Source organism: Streptomyces sp. JLBT605, from assembly GCF_058215555.1.
The window spans coordinates 210,130-229,472 of sequence record NZ_CM177087.1 but is presented as its reverse complement, the minus strand read 5'-3'; the positions used below and the strand labels follow the sequence as shown (position 1 = coordinate 229,472).

Genomic DNA, 19,343 nt, shown 5'->3' with positions numbered 1-19,343 from the left:
ACCGAGCAGGCCACACCCGAATGGCAACGCCGCTGCCAGCACCGCTCCGGGTTGAGGGCACCATCGCCCAGGCCACTGGCCCCCTGCGGGCCCGGCGCTCTCGCTATCGGGGCTGGCCAAGACAAGCCTGCAACAGGAACTGACCGCTGCCGGCATGAACCTCATCCGGCTCGACGCCTGGCTGACCGGCAGACCACTGGCCCGCACCCGCACCTCCCACCTCGCAGCACTCCGCCCCGCTAGATGAGATCCAGCGGGGCGGAGTGCTGCGTGGTGATGTCGATGGCCGTACTGCCCGCGCAGCCGGGTACTTCGGGCATCCCGTCATCGCGTCGAAGATTCGGCCGGTGCCCTCGGACAGCTTGCTGGCGGTGTCGCTGTACAGCTTCTCGGCGAACTCCGAGAAGCTGCCATCGGTGGAGGTGAAGGTGGCCTTCGCCTGACGGGGGAAGTCGAGCGAGCCTCCGGTGGCCGCGGCGCTGCCGAGGTCCTTCAGGGCGGGGCAGCCCAGGACGGTGGTGACGGTTGAGCAGCGCGGGCCCACGGGCCCTGTGGGGTCGTAGGAGTGGGGGTCAGTGGCCGAGGCGCCGCAGGCAGTCCTCGAACGTGGCGTGCATCGCGCCCGCGGGGCCGGCGTGCCGGTTGTACCAGGCGGTGTCGAGACGCGACTCGTGCTGCTGGTGCCCCTGGCGGCAGCGCAGCCAGATCTCGTCACGGGTGGAGATGATGAGCCAGTCCCGGCGTCGGCGGAGGGTGGCGGCGAGCGCGTACCAGCCCGGCTCGGCGAGGATCTACTCGGCCAGGTCCGGCAGGGCATCGCGCAGCATCATGCTCAGGGGGCGGCCCAGGCGGCGGCCGCGCTGGTAGAGGTCGCCAAGGGGCTGAGCGACGGCGGCCTGGTAGGCGGCGCGCAGTGTGGGTTCGCAGACGCCGTCAGGCACCAGCGGGCGTCAAGAGGGTGGATCGCCATGCGCCAGGCCGATCTCCGGCTGGTAGTGCCGGAAGAACACCTGCGCCACCAGTTCTCGGCGCGACCGCACCCCGGTCTTGTCGAAGACGGCCTTGAGGTGGTCCTGGACGGTGTATGCGGTCAGTGCCAGCCGGGCGGCGATCTGAGTCGTGGAGGCGCCGCGCAGCACGTGGGTGAGCACCTCGCATTCCCGGGGGGTGAGGGCGTACGCCTGGATCAGCGCGGCGACCTGGTCGTTCGGCGCCGCTGGGCCGATGGACAGCGCCACCTGGACGCGGTCCCCGGTGTGCAGCCGCCAGCCCTCGATGGCCGCTCGTCCGCCGGTGCGGGTCGGTACGCAGGTGCGGCTGCCACCGGATTGGCTGCGCAGGACGGCGGCAGCCACGCTGTAGGCCGAGGCCGGCAGTCCCTCGCCGCGGGCGGGGGCTTCGGCCAGTTCGGCGAACCAGGCCGCTGCCGTGGCGGAAGCGGAGACGACCGCGTAGTCGCCGTCCACCAGCACTAGCGCGCGCTCCCCCGGGTCCCTGGAGTGTGCCGACCTCGCCAGTGATCGGCGCAGCAGGCGGCCCAACGGCTGGGACAGTCCGGCGGCGAGTGCCATCTCGGAGGGGGAGAACGGAGGCCGGTCCGCGGCCCGGACCAGCACCAGTGCGCCCCAGACCCGGTCGGCGTCTCGCAGCAACACCCGCATCTCGTCCGCCAGGCCCAGCGGCCGGTAGATGTCGCGGTAGCGCACGCTGTGCTCCAGGCGGCCGCCGAGGCTGGACATCAGGCTGCCCACCGGAGTGGCCAGCCGGGACAGGGCCGGCATCTGGTTGACATCCCCTTCGCGGTACTCGATGTCGAGCATCCGGGGCATCCACTGGGCGCTCACCCCGTGCCGGAAGCTGCCGCCGGTGTTGAGCAACGTCACCGGGTCCAGCAGAACCCCGGCCCATATGTCGAAGGGCAAGGCGCGGGCCATCGTCGGCACGGCCTCCTCCAGAACCGCCACCGGGTCCGCGGCCCTCTGCGCGGCGCGCACCGTACGCCGATGTACCGCCTGCCAGTTCGGCTCCGCCGGTCTCTGTCTCGCCTGTCTCATGCGTCCCCCCTCGACGCCCCTCGGCCAGGGGCGTGTGCGCGCAAATGGTGCGCTCCGGTGGTGGACGTTTGATAAACGGGCAAGCCGGGTGCCGATCCGCCGTCGCCCCGCCCTTCCGGGAGACCGCCCCTCCGGGACATCCCAGCCTTCTGGGATGGTTCGGGCCGTGGGCACACGCGACTCTCTTCACGCGCCCCGACACGAAGTCGGAGGGCGAATCAGGGAGGGAACGCACATGCGCAAGAGAGCCTTGTCCGCCGTGCTGGTGGCGGGTGCGGGGGCGGTATTGGCCACGGCCCCCGCGGCGACAGCAGCGCCGGCTGCCACGTCAGCCTCGGTCATCATCATCGATGGCTACACCCAGACCGTGAAGGAATCGGCCGGAATCCCGGTCTCCTGCCCGTCCAATCAGGTCCTGCTGGGCCGGGCACACTCCGGGGACGAGAACGGGTCCACAACGTACTACTGCGGGATCATCATCCTCAACGGGCAGCTCGTCCAGGTGGGGGCGCCGGGCTGGAGCGGTGCCCAGCGCGAGAGCAACTCGCTCTTCACGGCTCCGTCCGATCAGGCCCTGGTCGGGCGCTACCACTCCGGCGACGAGAACGGACCCACGCAGTACGCGAGCGCGTCGCTGAGCGTGCCGGGACAGACCGTGAAACTGACGTCGTACCGGTGGACCGCGGGTCAGCGCGAGAGCGCCAGCGACTCGAAGGCAGGCGAGGGCGAGATCATGGTCGGCCGCTCGCATTCCGGTGACGAGAACGGCCAGACCTACTATCAGTACGCAAAGGTCTCCGTCGGCTAGCCCGTTCACCGGCCGGGGCATGCTCGTGCGGGCTCCGGCCAGGTGACTTCAGGGTGCGACGGCCTCCGGGGCGCGAGGTCGCGACGGTCGCTGCGTAACCGCGGCACTCACGGCTCCCGGCGACCGGCCGCAGCGGCATTTGTCCGTCTCACACCACACAGCCGCACCAGTCGAGGAGGTCAGCCACGGGCAAGCAGGGGTGCAGGCGACGGCCCCGGCAGGCCGCACCTGCCAGGGCAACAGGACGCTGACCTGCGGTGACGCACCCAAAGCCCCTGTTATTCCCAAACTCAGAGCGCGAGTTCCGTTCTCGTTACCCGCTCCATGACGAAGCCCCAGGTCAGTGAGCTGGGGCTTCGTCGTTGGCCCGTCGTTTCGAAGCCCGCGGGCTTTACCGCGGCGGCGTCACTGAGAGGCCCACCAGGTCGAGAGCGCCGCGGCGGTGTAACCCAGCGACTCGTACAGCGGCCTGCCCAGCTTCGAAGCGGTGAGCGTGACCGGCAGCTCCGCCAGGTGGGCGAGGGAGCCGAGCATGACGGCTCGCCCCACGCCACGCGACCGGAAAGCCGGCGAAGTGCCGACCCAGTAATGGCTGCCGACGCCGTCGTCCACGACACAGACGCCGGCTCCCGCGGGCACGCCGTCGTGCGTGGCGAGGAACACGTCCACGCCCGGCTGCTCGATCAGCGCCACCGGGAAAAGCTCGCCGGGGCGGTAGGGCTTGAATCCGGCCAGCTCGAAGCCGTCGATCACGATCCGCTCGGCCGCCTGGAGGTCCTCGGGCCGCCGTACCCGGATCACGTCCAGCATCGGTTCGCCGACGGGCCCGGGCGGGCGCAGCATGACCGGCATCTGCCAGCTGCGCATGCCCAGGTGGCTCAGGTCGGTCGAGCCGAACGGATCCTCGGCGTTCACCGGGCCTGCGGCTCGGCGTACCAGCTCGCTCAACTCGGTCAGTTCGCGCGGGTCGAGGACCGGCTCTTGGATCAGGATCCGCATGCCGGCGCGCGCGTCGCCGTCGACCGCGACGAATCCGCGGCGCCGGATGACCTCATGCCCCCGGGATCGGCCGGTCGCGGTCCAGAAGGCGGCGGAGTTACGGGCCTGACGCATCGGCGCCTCGGCCAAGGCTATGGAGACGGGCTGGTCGGCCGACGGAGATCGTGTTGTCATTGCGCCTACGCTACTGCTCAATTGCCCCATCGCAGGGGCCAATTCCATGCGAGCTGACTGGGCCACCCGCACGGCCGGACCACCTGGCGAGCACGACCGGCTCCATGTTCCGTCTCGATCGTTGCCACTGCGCCGCGTTCACAAGCCAGGCCGAGGTTCCCGGCGACCTAAGACAGACACGATCCGTGCCACAACGTGCCAGTAGGGACGGCCGGCAACCCGAGCGGCTTCGGGCCAGCTGTTGACCCCGGAGCGGCTGCGTGCGATGGTCACCGCCTGCTCTCCCTCGGAGAGGGCGTCCAGGATCTGGATCAGGCCCGGGTCGTCACAGCCCTCGAAGCCGGTGTCGGTGGCGGACTGCCCGGACAGCACGTCATACAGGGACGGGGAGGTGAATCTGGGGCCGGACGACGACCTTCGCCGGGCGCGCGTCACGGACGGGGCGGCTGAGGTTGTGCGCGGTGCCCTACGTGTTCGTGATCGCGATGCTCATGCGTGGGTGTCCTTCCAGGGGAAGCAGCGGGTGCCCGGCGTGGCCGGGTCGCGGCGGGTTTTGACTGTTCAGCGAAGCGTCGGCGGCACGGCTCACTCGCGGACCGCGTCCGCGTACTGCGCTTCCAGGTCGGCGCGGCCCTCGGGGTCGTCCTTCTGGTCCTCGCCGGTGTTCGGGCCGTGGACGGTGCAGACGATGCCCTCGCTGCCGTCCAAGTCGCCGTTCACTGCACGGAACAGGCAGGTGATGGAGTGAGCGGGCGCCCAGGCGTAGCCGGTGCATTCGTCGTCGTGCGGACACGGCAGCATCACGTCGAAGCCGATGTCGCCCTGGCCGTCGATGTCGGTGCGCAGGGCGAGGGTGAGGTGCTGCTGACCGAGGCGGATCTCCGCGACGCGGTCGCCGCCGGCGACGTCGGAGCCGGGCTTCCACCGCCACAGCGGCAGGATCTCCGGGCCGAAGCAGCGGCGGGGGAGGAGCAGGTCGCCCAGTCCGCCGCCGTCCGGCCCGAGTTCGGCGGTCCGCTTCTCACTCAGCCGCTGAAGGTGCGGCAGCAGCCGGTAGAGGCTGTCGGCGAAGACGACCTCGTTGAAGCCCTCGCTGAGTAGCTTCGGGTGGGAGTGGACCATCGCCTTGTGCTGCTTGAGGACCGTGTCCTGGGGCACGGTCCGGTTGGCCGGCCGCGGGCCCTGGCGCTCCACGCACACCGAGGCCGGCGTGGACACCATGACCGCGATCGCCGGCATGCCGTGCCGTTTGGCGGCGGCGACCAACGGTTCGCGGGCGGCCCTGGTGACGTTCGTGGCGTCGACGACGGTGAACCGTCGCTGGGCCATCCTGCACTCCAGGAGCAGGTGGAGGACGTCGACCGCGTCGGCGGTCGCTTCCTGGTCGCCGGGGTCGTCACTGACCGCCTCACGCAGTGCGTCCAGGGACAGGACCTGCGAGGCGGGCCAGGTGGCGGCGAGCGTGGACTTCCCGGCGCCGGATGCGCCGATGAGGACCACCAGGCTGTGCTCGGGCAGTTCCGGGTAGATCAGCGGGGTCATGCGGATTCTCCTTGCGGGGCGAGGGCGCGGGCAGCCCAGATCAGGCGCTGCCCGGCGTGGTCGGTGATCAGGTCGGCGGCTTCGCCCAGAAGGCAGGAGGCGTCGCCGTCGCGATCGGGCTCGATCTGCTGAAGCGCCAGGGAGGCGCTGCCGACCGAGGCGTGCACGCGCTCCAGACGCGTTCGGGGTCGGCTGGTCACCGAGCGGTGGCCTTGCTGGTGGCGATGAGCGCGGCGACGGTCTCCCAGCCGTGGTGCCAGGAGTTGTCGAGGTGGAAGGCGCCTTCTCTCAACTAGGGGTGAGACGGGGGCCGCTGCTTGTCAGGCCGACCTGTCGGCTGGCTGAACTACGCCCAAGGGCTTCTCTGTAGGCTCTTCGCCTCAGGAGGTGCTGTGGAGATGCCGGGCCGTGCTGGAGAAGGGTTTAAGTACGCCCTGACCAGCGACGAAGATGAGAGCGACTTCTGGGGCTTCGCGCAGGAAGCCAGAGGGTTGTTCATCGGGAGCGATGATGGACATCGCCAGGTCGAACTTCTGGGGTGCTCGCCTCGAGGCGCGCTGCTGACCTGCCTCGACCACCTCGGCGGGCGCCGCGCAAGCGCGGGGAGTGCCCATCTGGCTCTCCTCGACGCCAAGGGCAGTGAGATGGGTTCCTACTTCGTCAGCAACCTCACCGCAACCGCCGCCAAACCTTCCCTCCACAAGGAAGGGCTTCTCGACATCACTGTGCGTCTGTGGTGCGACCAGCTCCTCCCCGGCTCGGAATGGGTGTGGGAATTGCTTCGAACCGGACAGCTGAACCGGAAGGGCATGTGGCACTCCTTCTCTCCGGAAGAACGGAAAGCCTGGCTGTCCGTAGCGCTGTGGTCGCGGCAGTACCAGCGCCGAGACCACCCCGAGGACACTGCGCCAGGGCAGGTGTTCACCTTGGACGGTCTGCAGGTCGTCGATCCCGACAGCTTCTACTGCGCGCTGGGTGAAGCCATCAACGGTCCCGGGGGCTACTTCGGCTGGAACCTGGCCGCTATGGACGACTGTCTCGGCGGAGGGTTCGGTGCCGCTCCTCCGTTCACTTTGGAATGGCAGCACTCAGACTCCGCACGGGCGCGTCTCGACAGTGACCACGGGGGCGATGGCGTCTTCTTCGAGGTGCTTCTAGAGATCTTCATGGACCGCGGTATCGACGTCCTACTGCGGTGACGAAAGAGCTATTGCCCTCGTGAGTGAGGGTGGGCACCAGGAGTCGGTCGTCGGCTCGCGAGTTAGGGCACCTTCGCTCGCTTGTGCGAACAGCAAGCTGATCAAAGGTGTCGATGCCGATGAAGACTGGGGAGTTCTTGCGTTCCTGCCTCGCATTGGTGCAGGCACGCCTTGCGGCCGTCGGCCGTGCCGTGGGTCGTCTTCTCCTTGGTGTGTGGGTCCTCATAGGTGACCGGGTCCTCGTCGGAGGCGCCCTTGACCCGGGCGCAGAAATCGGACTAGATCCAGAAATCGCCGACCGCGCTGGCGACGCGGGTCAGCCCCAGCAGGGCCGCGAAGACGGCAGGACGCTGCACTATGGGGTTTCTCCTGATCTCGAAGCGGGTGAAGGAGGTGGGGCGGCCGACCCATTGCCGATGCGCGGCCGCCCCGTGGAAGTGCTGTCGCCCCGGCCGGTGTGGCCGGGGCGATGGTCTGTCCGGTCAGAAAGGCGGCTCGTCCGGCCAGGGATGGCAGGCCGGTAGGAGCCGGATGCGCAGCTCGCGCCGGTCTGACCAGCAGCCGCACGCCTCCATCTCCGGATGCGCGCCGCCGACCCACCAGCCGCCGTCGCCGTGGCAGTCGGGGCAGGACCGGCGGGGCCGGGGGAGGAGCTCGATGCGGTGACGGTCGGCGTAGAGCCGCCAGTGACCGGCTCGGAGCGCGGCGGCCGCGGCGAGCGGGACGCAAACGGCGGCCGCCGGCAGCAACACGGCCCAGACGGGAACGGAAAGTGCCATGGCGCTCTTCCGTTCACGCGCAGGTCGTGAGAGCCGGCTCCTGGCCCGGCTGGCCGGTGCCGTGCCGCTGGAGGAACGAGGCCAGCTGCGCCTCGAACTCCTCCCGCCAGGCGCTCGGGTCGTGGCCGGCCTCCTCAGCAGCGTCCCAGGCGAACTCGCCGATCTCTCCGCTGTCGAGCTGATCGGCAGTCTCGGCCACCACCGTGGCGGCCAGGCGCGGGTCAGCGGTCAGCAGGGCGTCCAGGTAGCGGTAGGCGGTCCAAGCCGTGACCCCCGCGATGGCATGGGCAGCGAACGCCTCGCTGGATGTGGCGTGCGCCGAGAGCATCGTCCCTGTGCTGCGCAGCGTTTGCTTGAGCAGGTCGCCAGCGGTCTCGGCGATGTCATGGCTGACTTCGTAGCGGGGGCGGTCCGGGCGGGCGGGGATGTCGTCCGGCATCGCCGCGGCCGCGCCGGCCGACAAGCTGGGCTGCCAGGCAGCCTCCACCTGATCGAGGCCAGTCAGCTCATCGGCGCCGAAGCCATAGCGGCGCGCGGGCATCTGGGCGCCGAGGAAGTCCTCCGCGGCGATCAGCACGGCCTGCTGGTCAGCGGTGACACGGACGCGGACCCTGTCGTCAGCGGCGCCGAACCGGCCCAGGAGCCGGGTGGCGAGCACCGGGAACGCGTCGTCGGAGTCAGTGGTCTGCTCGATGATGCCGCGCAGAATGCCGCGCCAGTCGAAGAACTTCGCGTCGGGACTGACGGCGATGCCCAGGTCGCTTTCAGGGGCGGTGAACCGAAGACGGTCCTCGGCCGCGGTCAGGGTGATCGGGGCGCTGCCGGGCTGGGTGCTGGTCCACTCGCGCAGGGAGGGCAGGCAGCTGGCCGGGAGCGTGCGGGCGAACGGCTCGGTGTCCAGGTCGTGGTGGCCGTAGCGAGCGGCGGCGACGGTGTACCGATCGCTTGCCACCGCATACAAGAAAGTCTCGTCGGCCTCCAGCCGGATGCCGTGCAGCAGCTCGGTGAACTCATCGCCGATGTGGCCGATCGTCCGGTCGATCAGGCGGCCGAGCTGGTGGGCGTTGATGGTGACGGGCATGAAATTGCCTCCTTGAGGAAGCGGACGCCCGCCGCCCGGATAGTCGGGCGGCGGGCGCGGGCCGGCTGTTCCGGCTCCCTGCCCGCCCCCGAGACCCGTGAGCAGGGCGCCAGGGGCGGACAGGCAGGCGTCAGCGCTTCTGCAGCGGGTGGACGGTGTCCAACTCCTCGCCGACGGGCGGGGTGGCCGGGGCCGGGATGTGGATCTCCGGGCGGATGTCGGGGGCGGTGTTGTGGATGAACACCGACGGGCGCAGGCTCAGGCCGCGCAGGGCGAGGGTGGAGGCGATGGTCCAGGTGAGGACGGCGATCCCGGTGGCGATGGTGCGGCTGTCGGCGGGGGTGGCGGCCCACACCATGCCGATGCTGGCTGCGCCCCACACAGCCCAGGTGAGGCGGGCGCCGGTGCTGTAGAAGAAGCCACCGACCAGACCGAACAGACCCGCCATCTGCCAGGAGGTGTAGACGGCGGATCCGCTGACGGTGAGGTGAGCGCTGGTGTGCTGGGCGATGTAGGAGCGGACCGGATTGTCGATCACGGCCCAGAAGCTGTCGGAGGTCTCGGACGCGACCTGGGTCTCCGGGGACGCGCTGGCGATCTCGTGAGCCACGGCGGAGACGATGTCGCCTGCGATGTCCAGCAAGATGATGCCGACGCACACTCCGGCCAGGCTGAGCACCGCCTTGATCCAGTTGGCCATCTTGTGCCAGCCGGCGGTCCGTGCCTGCCGCACTTCCTCCCAGCGGCGGTACAGCACTCCACCCTCGTGCCAAGCGTTGAGCCACCACGTGCGCAGCGGCGCGAAGCGCGGGTCGCGGGACTCCTTCCCCTGCACGAGCGGCGGTGCCGGGGGAAGGTTCGGGATAGGGGAGTCGAGCGGCTCCCCGAGCTCTTCGGGGTGCTGACGGGCACGGGTCTGGTCGTTGAACTGCATGGTGGGCGACTCCTTGCGGGTTCTCATGGTGTGAGCGGGGGCGCAGGCCGAACGGCCTGTCCCGCGCCCGACCCCGGGCACGCAGGGATCGGAGGCGAGGCAGGCGGGCCGGAGGTGGGTTACAGGCCGCGGGCGTCGGCAAGGCCGGCGGCCTGGTCGACCATGCGGATCGGGACGCGGCCCGCGCCGTGTGCGTCGTTGAAGGACGGCACGGAGCCGACGTCGTCGCCGAACCTTCGGCGGATCACGTCCAGGAGCACGGCGACCGCGTCGGCTTCCAGGCCGCGGTCGCCCCGGGCCTCGATCCGGATGGCTCCGAGCATGCAGCGGGCGCCAGCCTCGTCGACCAGGGCGCCTGCGCACCAGCCGCCGGTGAGCAGGCGCTGGTGGGCGCGCTGCAGGAGCGCGGCGACCGGTGTCGGGTACCGGTTGGGCAGCGGGGTGGGTTCGGTGTCGACGACAAGGGGGAGCGCCGAAGGGCGCCGCCGGACATCAGGAGGAGTGGCGTTAACGGGCGGGTAGTCACGGCAACCGCGCCCCGGGCATCCTCGAGGCAACAAGGACGCGGAAGGGATCGGGTGGAGTTCGTCTTCGAGTGCGGTTGGTGCGGTGGGGACAACTACTTCGTGGGCAAGCAGGTCGGCTGGTGGGTCGACAAGTGGGAGGTCCCCTCGGAGTGGGACTGCCGCTTCTGCGAGGGACTCAACTACACCCCGGACCCGCCCTGGGCAGAGGCGTAGGTCAGAAGCTGGAGATCAGTCCGGCGAGCGAGGCGAGGGCGCTGTTGACGGTCGGGGCCAGGCTGCTTGCGGCGAGGGTGAAGCCGACGCGGACGTGTCCCCCTTTGAGTAGGACGAAGACGGTGACGGCCAGCCGCACGATGGCGGAGATCGAGAGGGCCACGGCGGGTGGTGCTCCTTCGCAGGGGTCGGGGGGCCGGCCGCGCGCGGGCGGGCCGGCCCCCGGGGATGGGTGAGTGTGATCAGGCTTCGGTGAGGCTCTTGATGGCCTCCAGCGCCTGGCGGGGAGAGGTGACCTGCTCGGAGCGCCGGCCGCCGCTCTTGGTGCCGCGCTCGCCCCCGCCCCCGCCTCCGCCGCCGCGTCGGCGGGAGCGGCCCTGGCCCTCGTCGTCCTCGTCGGGCTCGGGCCAGAACTCGCCGGGTCGCACGGGCTCGTTCCAGTCGAACCACAGGCTGCGCTTGGTCAGCTCGCTGATCTCGTAGTCGGTGAGCCGGTTGACCTCGTCGGGGAACAGGTTGGACAGGTCGGTGTCGAAGTCCGCGTACAGCGACCGCATGAGGACGGCGCGGCCGTTGTCGAGGACGATGACCGCGACGCCGCCCGTGGAGACGCCGTTCTCCGGGTCGGCTTCGCCGCGCATGGCCCGCTCGATCGCGGAGCCTTCGCTGCGGGAGTAGCGGGCCGGGATGGTCGGCACGTCGTAGGCGTTCTCCATGGTGCCTTCCGCCGCTTTGCGGGTGGCGCCGGGCGAGCCCATGTTGAAGATGATCGGGCGGCTGTTCTGCCGCAGGTTGTCTTTCATCTCCGTGGAGAACCCGTTGTGCGCGAACGGCGACTGGCCGGCCGGGTTGAAGCCGATGCCGTACTTGAGGCCGGTGACCGTGAGGTCGTCGCCGTCTTTCTGGATGAACTCGCCGAAGTCCGCGTCCTGGGCGGCGGTCATGAACTCGTCCGCGTACACGTTCAGCTGCCGGTAGGGGCAGCGCGGGTCGCCGGGCTTGTAGTCGTGCGGCTGGCCGTCGTGCGACCAGGGCATCTCCGCCCGGATCTCGCACAGCGCCTTCGCCGCCCGCAGCGAACGGGCCATCCACAGCGCGTTCGAGCCCTGCCGGTCGATGTACCGGCCCAGGACGGTGGTCTTCTCGTCCTTTCGGACGGTGGACAGCCACACCACCTCGCCGTCCAGGGACTGGGCGGCTATATGGATCGCGAAGAACTGTGTCTTGCCGGAGCGGGACACACCGAGGATGAGGCCGTGGGCAGCGGCGTTCTTGTCGTGCTGGTACACCATCGTCTTCACCGGCTGGCCGGTGATGGTGAACCCGCACACGTACATGCCCTTGGCGTCCGGGGTCAGCAGCTCACGCGTGGCGGGGAAGATCGCGCTCAGCGGCGGCTCGTCGAACGCGCTGATCAGAAACTCGCTGCCGTCGATGAGGACGAACACGCAGGAGTCGTCCTCGGGCAGGTTCAGCGCACGGCAGACCTTGGCCAGGTCGATCCGCGGGGTCTCGGTGGAGTCGACCATCTTCGCCCGGTAGAAGGTCACCCCACGTTCGTCGTCACGAGTCTTGTGGACCAGCTCGGAGCCGGGAGCGCCGCCCTTGGTCCCGCCAACCCGGTCCGTCCAGCGCTCCTGCGCGGTCGGCTTGGTGCGGCGGCGCTGGTTGGCGTCGGGAGTGATGCGGGCCTCCATCCAGCCCGGTCCGCCCTGGCGGCCGGGCTGGATGGCGACCTCTGCCAGGACGACGTCGCTGGAGTGCACGCCGAACGGGGCGGCGACCGCGGCCTCCGTGAGTCCGGTGATCGGCCGTCCGGTCTCCGAGGCGCGCAGAAGGATCGTCATGTCGTGCCGCTGCCCGGGGTGCCGGGTGGCCTTGACGATGTGCGTGCGGCCGGGCATCCCGGCCTGCTCCCACGGCATCCGCGCGTCGCGGGTGAGCAGGTCGGCTCCGTCGTCCGGCTGCCCCACGGTCGGCTCCACAGCGGCTTCGGCGGGCGCAGGCTGTGGGACCGGGGCGGCGAGAGCGGGGCGGTGGCGGCGGCGGGTGTGCCGGGAGAACGGCATCACCAGGTAGCCGGCCGCCGCCCATCCGGCGGCGAGCAGACCGTCCATCCAGTACGGGCCGAAGCCGACGGTGTGCTTGGCGGCGACGTCGACGGCAGCGGCCAGCACCAGCGGCGACCAGCGCAGGATCTTGCGGCCGGCGCCGGGCTCATCGCTCTTGGCGGCGAGGAACCAGCCGCCGAGCCCGGCGGCGCCGGCCAGCTGCACGACGGAGTTGACGGGGCTGTCGGGATAGACGTTCGGGGCCACGGCCAGCACAGGCGCGGCGAGGGTGTAGGCGAGGCGTTCGAGCGCGACACTGCGCGCGGCCTGCGTCGTCGTCACCCGAGGTGCCTACCTCAAGCTATGGCCGGAGCACGAAGACCAGATCGGTGCAGCCGACTATGTACTGGTCAACGGCGAGCGGCGATTCCGAAGCGCCGTACACGTCCAGCTGGACGCTCTCGACTTCGTCGTCCGCGACGATCTCGCTGCCTCCAGGGAAGACTTCATTGACCATCTCCTGAAGGAGAATCTCGAGCGCGAAGACTTCGACGTCATCGAGCGCGCCCGTGGCGTACAGCAGCTTGTCGATGTCTGTGGTGGGGAGTCAGACCGAGGCTCCAAGAGCCGTGCAGCGGTGCGTCTGGGGCGTGACCGGTCCTGGGTCGGCAACCAGCTGATCCTGCTCAAGCTCCCGGATGAGATTCAGGCCATGCTCAGCAGGGGTGACCTCTCTGAGCGGAATGGTCGGCTACTCGCTCGCCATCACAAGGAGCACCCACATCTAACGGCTGCGGATCTCCTGAACCATCTGCAAGGCGTCAAGGCACAAGGGGCCAGGACCCGTGAGAACGAGAAGGCCATACTGCAGGCTGCCAAAGCCGAGGACGCAGCGGGGTTCCCGCACACTTTGTTGTCCGCGGACAACAAGCCCAGTCCCTCGCCCCAAGACGCGGCACCAACCCGGCAAGCTCAGCGTTTGTTGTCCGCGGACAACAAACACGACAGCGGAACGCAGGACGCAGGTGCAGCCGAGAACTCGGGGCGCGCAGAAGCTTCGGTGACCACGCCGCGCGGTTCCGCATCACCACCGGTGTCCTGCTCGGCCACGGCAACGAACCTCCGCCCGGGTGGCCGGGGACGGCTAGCGCAGCCCGTGCCGGTCGGCCCAGGAGGAAATCGCCGTGGCGATCTCGGTGGGGCGGTCCTCCGGGGTGTGGTGCCCGGCCGGCACGTCATGATGCTCGATCTCCAGTGTGGCCATGTGCTGCGCGCACCAGGCGACGAGGCCGGGGCCCATCATGGCACCCGGTCCGGGTGCGAAGTCGATCAGCAGCTTGGGAACGTCCACGCTGTTCGCGAGCCACGTGTCGTATGCCTCGACGCGGGCCACGACATCGGCGGGTTCGCCTCCCAGGGGCATGGCGCGCGGCCATTGCAGCAGCGGTCGGCGGCTCTCCCGGGAGGGGTAGGGGCGGAGGTATGCCTCCAGGTCGGCGGGGTCGAGGGGGGTGACGACGGTGTCGGGCAGGCCCTTGGCGACCATCAGGTTGTCGTCGAGGATCATGGCCTCGCCCACTCCGTCCGTCTTGATGGCCTGGAACAGCTCGCGGCCGCCCTCGGGGAACTCTTCCCAGGTCATCGGCTTGACGATGGTCTCGGTGAAGGCGATGCCGCGGACGCGGCCGGGGTGGCGGGCGGCGAAGTCGAAGGCGAGCGCCCCGCCCCAGTCGTGGCCGACCAGGACGACTCCGTCGAGACCGAGGGCGTCGAACCAGGCGTCGAGGTAGCGGGCGTGGTCGTCGAAGGTGTAGTCGATGGCGGGTTTTCCGGAGTCGCCCATGCCGATGAGGTCGGGGGCGAGCAGGCGGCCCCGGCCGACGGCCGGCAGCACGTTCCGCCACAGATACGAGGAGGTGGGGTTGCCGTGCAGGAAGACGATCGGCGTGCCCGAGCCGCGCTCGCGGTGGGCGATCGTCGAATCGAGGACGGGGGTGGTGGGCATGTGGGTTCTCCTGGAAGTGCTTTGAGGGTTGTGGCGTCGAGTCGGGTGAGCGGAGGGGGCGGCGTCGCGGGCGGCTCGGTCTCAGCGGAAGGCGGCGGCGTTGCGGGCGGCCCAGTCCGTGAAGGGCCGCGGCGCACGACCCAGGACTCGCTCGATGTCGGGGCTCACCCGCAGTTCGGCGGGGAGCGGCTCACCGAGGATGGCGAGGGTGCCTTCCACCACCGGCTCGGGCATCAACGTGAGCATCTGCTCCCGGGCCTCCTGGCGGGTCTGCTCGATGAAGCGGACCGGCTCGCCGAGCGCCGTGCCGATCGCCGCGGCCCGCTCGCGCGGAGTGGTCGGGGCGGGGCCGGTGAGCTCGTATGTGGCGCCGGCGTGGCCGGGCCGCAGCAGCGCGGCGGCGGCGACCTCGGCGACGTCCGCCGGGTCGACCATCGGCAGGCCGACGTCGCCGAAGGGAGCGGCGGCCAGCCGGTCGGCGCGGATCGACTCGGCCCAGGCGAAGGCGTTGGAGTTCAGCCCGCCGCAGCGCAGCACGGTCCAGTCGAGGTCGGAGCCGCGGAGCGCGGCCTCGAACGAGGCGAGGTGGCGGTAGGCGTCCGGGCGCGTGGCCACGCCGACGGAGGAGACCAGCACGACCCGGCGGACGCCGCCTGCCTTCGCGGCGTCGAGGATGCCCTGCGGCTCGTCGCCGACCGCCAGCAGGAACAGGGCGTCGGCGCCGTCCAGCGCGGGACGCAGACCGGCGGGGTCGGCGAGGTCGGCGCGCACATGGCGGGTGCCGGCGGGCAGGTCGCGCGCCTCACCGCGCGAGATCGCGGTCACCTCCTGACCTGCCTCGGCGAGGATGCGCACCAGCTCGCGGCCGACGTTCCCGGTGGCTCCGGTCACTGCAATCATGGGGCTCTCCGTTTCAGTTAGTTGACTGACTAACACGGGGAACAGTAGCACGCCACGAGGCGGTCGGTGAAGGACGTCCGGCCGTCCGTTCGGGGGAAGGCGGCTACCGCGAGAACCTGACCGTCCGGGTGACCCGGCGTGCGGACGAGTGCGACCGCCCCTTCACTGGAGGCATCGGACCGGCCCTGCGGCAACCATCGGGAGGCAAGATGCCGCGTATCAAAGGCGTGCTGCTGACGGCGGCGGTGGTCTGCTGCGCCGCCGTCCTCGCCGGCTGCTCGGACGACGACACCCCCTCGTCCGTGACGTCGGTCGCCAGCAAGGCCTCGTCGGCCTTCGCCTCGGCGACGGCGGAAGCGGGCCGCGAGCTGGACGAGATCACGGGCGGCGTGGACGCGAAGTCCGACGTGAAGCTCGGTACCCCGGACAAGGAAAGCGACGGGCGGGCGACCGTCGAGGTGACCGCGGCCAACTCCGCGGACTCCAAGAAGTCCTTCGCCGTCGAGGTCGACTTCACCGACGCCAGTGGCAACCGGCTCGACGCGGTCGTCGTCACCCTCTCCGACGTGGCCGCCGGCAAGACCGGCACGGCGAAGGCCCGCAGCAACCGCGACCTGTCGGGCGAGGTGAAGGCGGAGGTGGCGCGGGCGGTGCGGTATTAGGGGTGTTCGACGATGTGCGAACCGTGTCAAGAAGTGGCCTTGAGCCGTTATTCCTGGTAAATCGGCCACTGCCCGTAATTGCGCGCAATCCCGTTGCTATGTTCTGCCCGTCATGACGGAGGTATGAGCCGCCGTCCTTACCGGGAGGGACATGCATGAGCGTCGAAGAGAGGCAGTCAGGGCGTCGTGATGGGTGGTCAGGACGGGCCGAGAGCCGTGAACCGGTCAGCGAATTCCGCGTGATGCGGAGAAGACGTCCGGCGGTGGCGGTCGTGAGAAGCAGGATCGCGGCGATGGTGGGAGCGATAGCGCTGATCGCGGGCGCGATGCTCGCCGGCGCGGCGGGCACGGCCGGCGCTGTGGAACGGGGGGCGCAGACCACGGCGAGCGGGTGGTCCTGCTCCGGCTCGCCCGTTCCGGACGGGTACGTGATCACCAACTACGACCGCAACGGCTGTAACGGCATGGGCGCCTGGTACCAGCAGCCCGCGCGTGACGGCATCTGGACGTGCTCCGGTTCGCCGATCGTGTCCGGGTACGTCATCGCCAACTACGACCGCAATGGCTGCAACGGCATCGGTGCCTGGTACCACCGGGTCGCCCGGGACGGCATCTGGACGTGCTCGGGCTCGCCGATCGTGTCCGGGTACGTCATCGCCAACTACGACCGCAATGGCTGCAACGGCATCGGTGCCTGGTACCACCGGCTCGCGCGCAACGGCATGTGGACCTGCTCCGGCTCGCCCATCCCGGCCGGGTACCGCACCACCAGCTTCAACTCGAGCGGATGCAACGGCATCGGCGCGTGGTTCCTCGTGCGCGCCTGACCACGATCGCGTAGGCCGGAGGCAGCGCGGATCTCGCGGTCTCTTCGGTGCGTGACCGATCAGTGAACCAGTCGGTCGAAGGCCCCCGCTCAACGGCGGGGGCCTTCGTTACGGGCCGACCCGGGCTATGGGTGATGGTCCCGAATCGTGCGTGTGCGGATGCGTCACCGGCTGGAGTGGCTCACACTTGTCGGGCGAGCCTTTCGACCTGGTCCGGGAGGTCCAGTGGAGAAGATTGCTTTTCTGAGATCCTTCGACATCAGCTGGCTTAGCCCTGCCCTTGAGGAAGCGACAGCCGAAGCATCCACCTCCACTCGTTTGAAGATTTTTCACACCGGCGATTGCGGAGATCCCTCCGGCTATTTTCCGGAGTCGGAATTGCTGGACCCGGAAGCCGACTGCGAGGAAATAGCCGAGCGAATACGAAGCTGGGGCGCCGAGGGCGTCATTTCTCTTTCCTGGCCGGACGAGAACGCGCTGCGGGACGCCATTGTCGGGGAGAAGCTGCGAAAGACCGGGATCCCTGCGGTCACGCACGGCGCTGACGTCACCGCCCGGCTCTCGAACAAGTGGGAGACCCGGCAGCTCATCCAGGCATTCGGTCTCGACCTGCCGGAGGGGGAGCTGCTGGACGGCGACATCCTCAACGGCCGGGCCCCCGCCTGCCCCTCCTACCGAGCACTGATCGAGGCCAAGGCGGACCGCCTCGGCTGGCCGCTCCTCGTCAAGCCCCTGTGGGGCTGCAGCTGCGACGGCATCCGGTTCATCGAGGACGCGGCGGCGCTCCGCCGCTACCTGGACAGGCCGTGTGACGGCAACGCCGTATTGGAGCAGTGCGTGAGAGGAGATCTCTGCTCGGTGGAGATCATCGGTTGCGCGGGCGAGTATGTCTTCCAGCCGCTGGTCTGGAAGGGCGCCACGGAAGAGTCGGATCCTTCCCTGATGAGCGAGCGCGTCAGAATCTGCGGGTCTGTTGCCGAGGCCGAAGCGGATTTTGTGCCGGTTGCCCGGCTGCTGCGTCGGCTGTGTACCGAAACCGGTATCCATGGCGCCATCGAAGTGGAGATGATTTACGCGGACGGCATCTACCGCATCGTCGAAGTGAACCCCCGGACCTCGGGCACGACGGTGATTTCGTCGGCTGCCTCCGGTTGCAATACCATCCGCTGTCTGCTCGACATCCTCAGAGGTGAATGGTCCGCGCAGCGCGTCCGCTCGCTGGAGCGGCAGACCCATTACGCGCTGCAGATGCCTATTGCCCCGGATTTCGACGCGACGTGGCTGGGTGACGCAGGTGTCCCGGACTCTGCCGAGGTGGTGCGTATGCGGAACTTCGCCTACCACGACAGGGAATTCGGGGAAATCATGCTTCGCTGCCCGGCGACGGACGCCCCCGCACTGACGGGCGCGCTGGCCCGGCTGGGCCCCTGCGGTGCCCTGCCCGGTGTCCGAGGGGACAGGCCGACCGCCGCGGCGGACCTGTCGGACACCCCCTAGGTGTATATAGCTTTCAAGGGGCCGCCTGGAATGTCCGCCGGTACGCGATAGGGGAGACACCCAGTACGGACCGCATGTGCTGGCGCAGCGAATTGGCCGTGCCGAGCCCGGCGCGATGGGCGACCAGATCGACGGGGAGATCGCTGGTCTCCAGGAGCTGCCGGGCCAGTTCGAGGCGTTGGGCCGTGAGCCAGCGGCCGGGAGTCTCGCCGACCTCTTCGCGGAAGCGCCGGGTGAAGGTGCGCAGGCTCATCCGGGAATGGGCAGCCAGTTGACCGAGTGTCAGTGGTTCTTGAAGCCTTTCCAGCGCCCATGCGCGCGTCGCCGCCGTAGTCGCCACCGTCGGCTCGGGAACCGGCCGTTCGATGAACTGCGCCTGCCCGCCATCACGCCACGGCGGTACGACACAGCGGCGGGCCACCTGGTTGGCGACGGCGGCACCATGGTCGCGGCGTATCAGGTGGAGACAGAGGTCGACGCCCGCGGCGACCCCGGCGGCGGTCAGAATGTCGCCGTCGTCCACGAAGAGCACGTCCGCGTCGACCCTGACGCGGGGAAAGGCGCGCTGGAAGTCCTGTGCTACCTGCCAGTGTGTGGTCGCGGGCCGGCCGTCGAGCAGGCCCGCGGCGGCCAGTACGTAGGAGCCCGTGCAGATGGACACCATGCGGGTTCCCGGGCGGATGCGTGCCAGCGCGGCCGCGGTCCGGGCGGGCAGCGGATCGCCCTGCCCGGAGGGGCCGAGCCGGCTGGTGGGCGGGATGACCACGGTGTCCGCGGCCGCCAGCGCCTCCGGCCCGTGCGCGACCGCCACCGAGAACCCGGCGTCGCTGCTCACCGGCGAGCCGTCCGCGGTGCAGACGACCACCTCGTACAGCGACCGCCCCTCGGCGTCCTCCGCGCTGCCCATGACCCGTGACGGAATGCTCAGTTCGAAGGGGTACACGCCCTCCTGCGCGAGGACCGCCACGCGATGCACGCCCCTGTCGCCGTTGTCGTTGCCACTGATCGTCATGGCCAGATCCTGGCGCATCCTGGCCAAACTGCCAATACCTTGATCGACTGCGCCGACGCACGCTGGTGATCCCGCTCTC

At 69.8% G+C, this 19,343-nt stretch carries 22 protein-coding genes and 1 pseudogene; 7 read left to right on the top strand and 16 right to left on the bottom strand.

The window, feature by feature from the left end:
* Positions 1 to 791: 791 nt before the first annotated feature.
* Both AC4BDD_RS01250 and AC4BDD_RS01245 read right to left on the bottom strand, forming a co-directional pair.
* Positions 792 to 941 carry a hypothetical protein gene (locus AC4BDD_RS01250; protein WP_490689072.1) on the bottom strand — a complete coding sequence of 50 codons (150 nt, stop codon included), beginning with the start codon at positions 939 to 941 and terminating at the stop codon, positions 792 to 794.
* Positions 942 to 950: 9 nt separating this feature from the next.
* Complete coding sequence (locus AC4BDD_RS01245) at positions 951 to 1,994, bottom strand: helix-turn-helix transcriptional regulator (protein ID WP_490689071.1); 1,044 nt, start codon at positions 1,992 to 1,994, stop codon at positions 951 to 953.
* 295 nt (positions 1,995 to 2,289) lie between these two features.
* On the opposite strand from AC4BDD_RS01245, the gene AC4BDD_RS01240 reads away from it, so the two are divergent.
* Complete coding sequence (locus AC4BDD_RS01240; RefSeq protein ID WP_490689070.1) at positions 2,290 to 2,862, top strand: hypothetical protein; 573 nt, start codon at positions 2,290 to 2,292, stop codon at positions 2,860 to 2,862.
* A 405-nt stretch (positions 2,863 to 3,267) separates the two neighbouring features.
* Here the strand turns inward: AC4BDD_RS01240 and AC4BDD_RS01235 are convergent, their stop codons facing one another.
* The 3 genes from AC4BDD_RS01235 to AC4BDD_RS01225 form a co-directional block, all read right to left on the bottom strand.
* Complete coding sequence (locus AC4BDD_RS01235) at positions 3,268 to 4,035, bottom strand: GNAT family N-acetyltransferase (RefSeq protein WP_490689069.1); 768 nt, start codon at positions 4,033 to 4,035, stop codon at positions 3,268 to 3,270.
* 585 nt (positions 4,036 to 4,620) lie between these two features.
* Complete coding sequence (locus tag AC4BDD_RS01230; protein WP_490689068.1) at positions 4,621 to 5,577, bottom strand: AAA family ATPase; 957 nt, start codon at positions 5,575 to 5,577, stop codon at positions 4,621 to 4,623.
* Positions 5,574 to 5,777: a hypothetical protein gene (locus tag AC4BDD_RS01225; RefSeq protein WP_490689067.1), complete on the bottom strand. Its 204-nt coding sequence runs from the start codon at positions 5,775 to 5,777 to the stop codon at positions 5,574 to 5,576. Before AC4BDD_RS01225 ends, AC4BDD_RS01230 begins: the two co-directional genes overlap by 4 nt.
* A gap of 198 nt (positions 5,778 to 5,975) precedes the next feature.
* Here AC4BDD_RS01225 and AC4BDD_RS01220 point away from each other — a divergent pair, with 198 nt between their 5' ends.
* Entirely contained in the window at positions 5,976 to 6,776 is an 801-nt protein-coding gene (locus tag AC4BDD_RS01220) for a barstar family protein (protein WP_490692000.1), read from the top strand.
* 482 nt (positions 6,777 to 7,258) lie between these two features.
* Here AC4BDD_RS01220 and AC4BDD_RS01215 read toward each other — a convergent pair whose 3' ends face one another.
* From AC4BDD_RS01215 to AC4BDD_RS01200, 4 genes are all read right to left on the bottom strand, one after another.
* The gene (locus AC4BDD_RS01215; protein WP_490689066.1) at positions 7,259 to 7,555 is read right to left on the bottom strand and encodes a hypothetical protein; all 297 of its coding nucleotides are present in this window, start codon (positions 7,553 to 7,555) and stop codon (positions 7,259 to 7,261) included.
* Positions 7,556 to 7,568: 13 nt separating this feature from the next.
* On the bottom strand, positions 7,569 to 8,636 hold the full coding sequence (locus AC4BDD_RS01210; RefSeq protein ID WP_490689065.1) for a hypothetical protein: 1,068 nt from the start codon (positions 8,634 to 8,636) through the stop codon (positions 7,569 to 7,571).
* A gap of 130 nt (positions 8,637 to 8,766) precedes the next feature.
* Positions 8,767 to 9,597 (bottom strand): hypothetical protein, encoded by an 831-nt coding sequence (locus AC4BDD_RS01205; RefSeq protein ID WP_490689064.1) that lies wholly within the window; start codon positions 9,595 to 9,597, stop codon positions 8,767 to 8,769.
* 92 nt (positions 9,598 to 9,689) lie between these two features.
* Complete coding sequence (locus AC4BDD_RS01200) at positions 9,690 to 10,127, bottom strand: DUF6197 family protein (RefSeq protein WP_490691999.1); 438 nt, start codon at positions 10,125 to 10,127, stop codon at positions 9,690 to 9,692.
* Positions 10,128 to 10,148: 21 nt separating this feature from the next.
* Here AC4BDD_RS01200 and AC4BDD_RS01195 point away from each other — a divergent pair, with 21 nt between their 5' ends.
* Positions 10,149 to 10,310 carry a hypothetical protein gene (locus AC4BDD_RS01195; protein ID WP_490689063.1) on the top strand — a complete coding sequence of 54 codons (162 nt, stop codon included), beginning with the start codon at positions 10,149 to 10,151 and terminating at the stop codon, positions 10,308 to 10,310.
* Between the two features lies 1 nt (position 10,311).
* On the opposite strand, the gene AC4BDD_RS01190 is transcribed toward AC4BDD_RS01195, so the two are convergent.
* From AC4BDD_RS01190 to AC4BDD_RS01180, 3 genes are all read right to left on the bottom strand, one after another.
* Positions 10,312 to 10,473, bottom strand: coding sequence for a hypothetical protein (locus tag AC4BDD_RS01190; RefSeq protein ID WP_490689062.1), 162 nt, complete (start codon positions 10,471 to 10,473; stop codon positions 10,312 to 10,314).
* A gap of 79 nt (positions 10,474 to 10,552) precedes the next feature.
* The gene (locus tag AC4BDD_RS01185; RefSeq protein ID WP_490689061.1) at positions 10,553 to 12,703 is read right to left on the bottom strand and encodes a chromosome segregation protein ParM; all 2,151 of its coding nucleotides are present in this window, start codon (positions 12,701 to 12,703) and stop codon (positions 10,553 to 10,555) included.
* Between the two features lie 19 nt (positions 12,704 to 12,722).
* Positions 12,723 to 12,878, bottom strand: coding sequence for a hypothetical protein (locus AC4BDD_RS01180; RefSeq protein ID WP_490689060.1), 156 nt, complete (start codon positions 12,876 to 12,878; stop codon positions 12,723 to 12,725).
* Between AC4BDD_RS01180 and AC4BDD_RS01175 the strand changes: the two are divergent.
* Positions 12,813 to 13,100, top strand: a pseudogene (locus tag AC4BDD_RS01175) (ParB/RepB/Spo0J family partition protein); the annotation flags it as partial. The gene AC4BDD_RS01180 and the pseudogene AC4BDD_RS01175 sit on opposite strands and share 66 nt — an antisense overlap.
* 233 nt (positions 13,101 to 13,333) lie before the next feature.
* On the opposite strand, the gene AC4BDD_RS01170 reads toward AC4BDD_RS01175, so the two are convergent.
* The 3 genes from AC4BDD_RS01170 to AC4BDD_RS01160 all read right to left on the bottom strand — a co-directional run bounded on the left by AC4BDD_RS01170 (position 13,334) and on the right by AC4BDD_RS01160 (position 15,266).
* On the bottom strand, positions 13,334 to 13,471 hold the full coding sequence (locus AC4BDD_RS01170; RefSeq protein WP_490689059.1) for a hypothetical protein: 138 nt from the start codon (positions 13,469 to 13,471) through the stop codon (positions 13,334 to 13,336).
* 34 nt (positions 13,472 to 13,505) lie between these two features.
* Positions 13,506 to 14,366 (bottom strand): haloalkane dehalogenase, encoded by an 861-nt coding sequence (locus AC4BDD_RS01165; RefSeq protein WP_490689058.1) that lies wholly within the window; start codon positions 14,364 to 14,366, stop codon positions 13,506 to 13,508.
* A gap of 81 nt (positions 14,367 to 14,447) precedes the next feature.
* Positions 14,448 to 15,266, bottom strand: coding sequence for an NAD(P)H-binding protein (locus AC4BDD_RS01160; RefSeq protein WP_490689057.1), 819 nt, complete (start codon positions 15,264 to 15,266; stop codon positions 14,448 to 14,450).
* A 209-nt stretch (positions 15,267 to 15,475) separates the two neighbouring features.
* Between AC4BDD_RS01160 and AC4BDD_RS01155 the strand changes: the two genes are divergently transcribed.
* The 3 genes from AC4BDD_RS01155 (at position 15,476) to AC4BDD_RS01145 (ending at position 18,252) form a co-directional block, all read left to right on the top strand.
* Positions 15,476 to 15,928 carry a hypothetical protein gene (locus AC4BDD_RS01155; protein ID WP_490689056.1) on the top strand — a complete coding sequence of 151 codons (453 nt, stop codon included), beginning with the start codon at positions 15,476 to 15,478 and terminating at the stop codon, positions 15,926 to 15,928.
* 293 nt (positions 15,929 to 16,221) lie between these two features.
* Positions 16,222 to 16,755, top strand: coding sequence for a hypothetical protein (locus AC4BDD_RS01150; protein ID WP_490689055.1), 534 nt, complete (start codon positions 16,222 to 16,224; stop codon positions 16,753 to 16,755).
* Positions 16,756 to 16,980: 225 nt separating this feature from the next.
* Complete coding sequence (locus AC4BDD_RS01145; RefSeq protein ID WP_490689054.1) at positions 16,981 to 18,252, top strand: ATP-grasp domain-containing protein; 1,272 nt, start codon at positions 16,981 to 16,983, stop codon at positions 18,250 to 18,252.
* A gap of 13 nt (positions 18,253 to 18,265) precedes the next feature.
* On the opposite strand, the gene AC4BDD_RS01140 is transcribed toward AC4BDD_RS01145, so the two are convergent.
* Positions 18,266 to 19,264, bottom strand: a complete 999-nt coding sequence (locus AC4BDD_RS01140) for a GlxA family transcriptional regulator (RefSeq protein ID WP_490689053.1) — start codon at positions 19,262 to 19,264, stop codon at positions 18,266 to 18,268.
* Between the last annotated feature and the right edge of the window lie 79 nt (positions 19,265 to 19,343).

Coding starts and splice junctions, on each gene's coding strand:
- AC4BDD_RS01240 (WP_490689070.1), top strand. CDS start 2,290: ATGCGCAAGAGAGCCTTGTCCGCCGTGCTGGTGGCGGGTGCGGGGGCG.
- AC4BDD_RS01235 (WP_490689069.1), bottom strand. CDS start 4,035: ATGACAACACGATCTCCGTCGGCCGACCAGCCCGTCTCCATAGCCTTG.
- AC4BDD_RS01230 (WP_490689068.1), bottom strand. CDS start 5,577: ATGACCCCGCTGATCTACCCGGAACTGCCCGAGCACAGCCTGGTGGTC.
- AC4BDD_RS01220 (WP_490692000.1), top strand. CDS start 5,976: ATGCCGGGCCGTGCTGGAGAAGGGTTTAAGTACGCCCTGACCAGCGAC.
- AC4BDD_RS01215 (WP_490689066.1), bottom strand. CDS start 7,555: ATGGCACTTTCCGTTCCCGTCTGGGCCGTGTTGCTGCCGGCGGCCGCC.
- AC4BDD_RS01210 (WP_490689065.1), bottom strand. CDS start 8,636: ATGCCCGTCACCATCAACGCCCACCAGCTCGGCCGCCTGATCGACCGG.
- AC4BDD_RS01205 (WP_490689064.1), bottom strand. CDS start 9,597: ATGAGAACCCGCAAGGAGTCGCCCACCATGCAGTTCAACGACCAGACC.
- AC4BDD_RS01180 (WP_490689060.1), bottom strand. CDS start 12,878: ATGGTCAATGAAGTCTTCCCTGGAGGCAGCGAGATCGTCGCGGACGAC.
- AC4BDD_RS01165 (WP_490689058.1), bottom strand. CDS start 14,366: ATGCCCACCACCCCCGTCCTCGATTCGACGATCGCCCACCGCGAGCGC.
- AC4BDD_RS01160 (WP_490689057.1), bottom strand. CDS start 15,266: ATGATTGCAGTGACCGGAGCCACCGGGAACGTCGGCCGCGAGCTGGTG.
- AC4BDD_RS01155 (WP_490689056.1), top strand. CDS start 15,476: ATGCCGCGTATCAAAGGCGTGCTGCTGACGGCGGCGGTGGTCTGCTGC.
- AC4BDD_RS01150 (WP_490689055.1), top strand. CDS start 16,222: ATGGTGGGAGCGATAGCGCTGATCGCGGGCGCGATGCTCGCCGGCGCG.
- AC4BDD_RS01140 (WP_490689053.1), bottom strand. CDS start 19,264: ATGACGATCAGTGGCAACGACAACGGCGACAGGGGCGTGCATCGCGTG.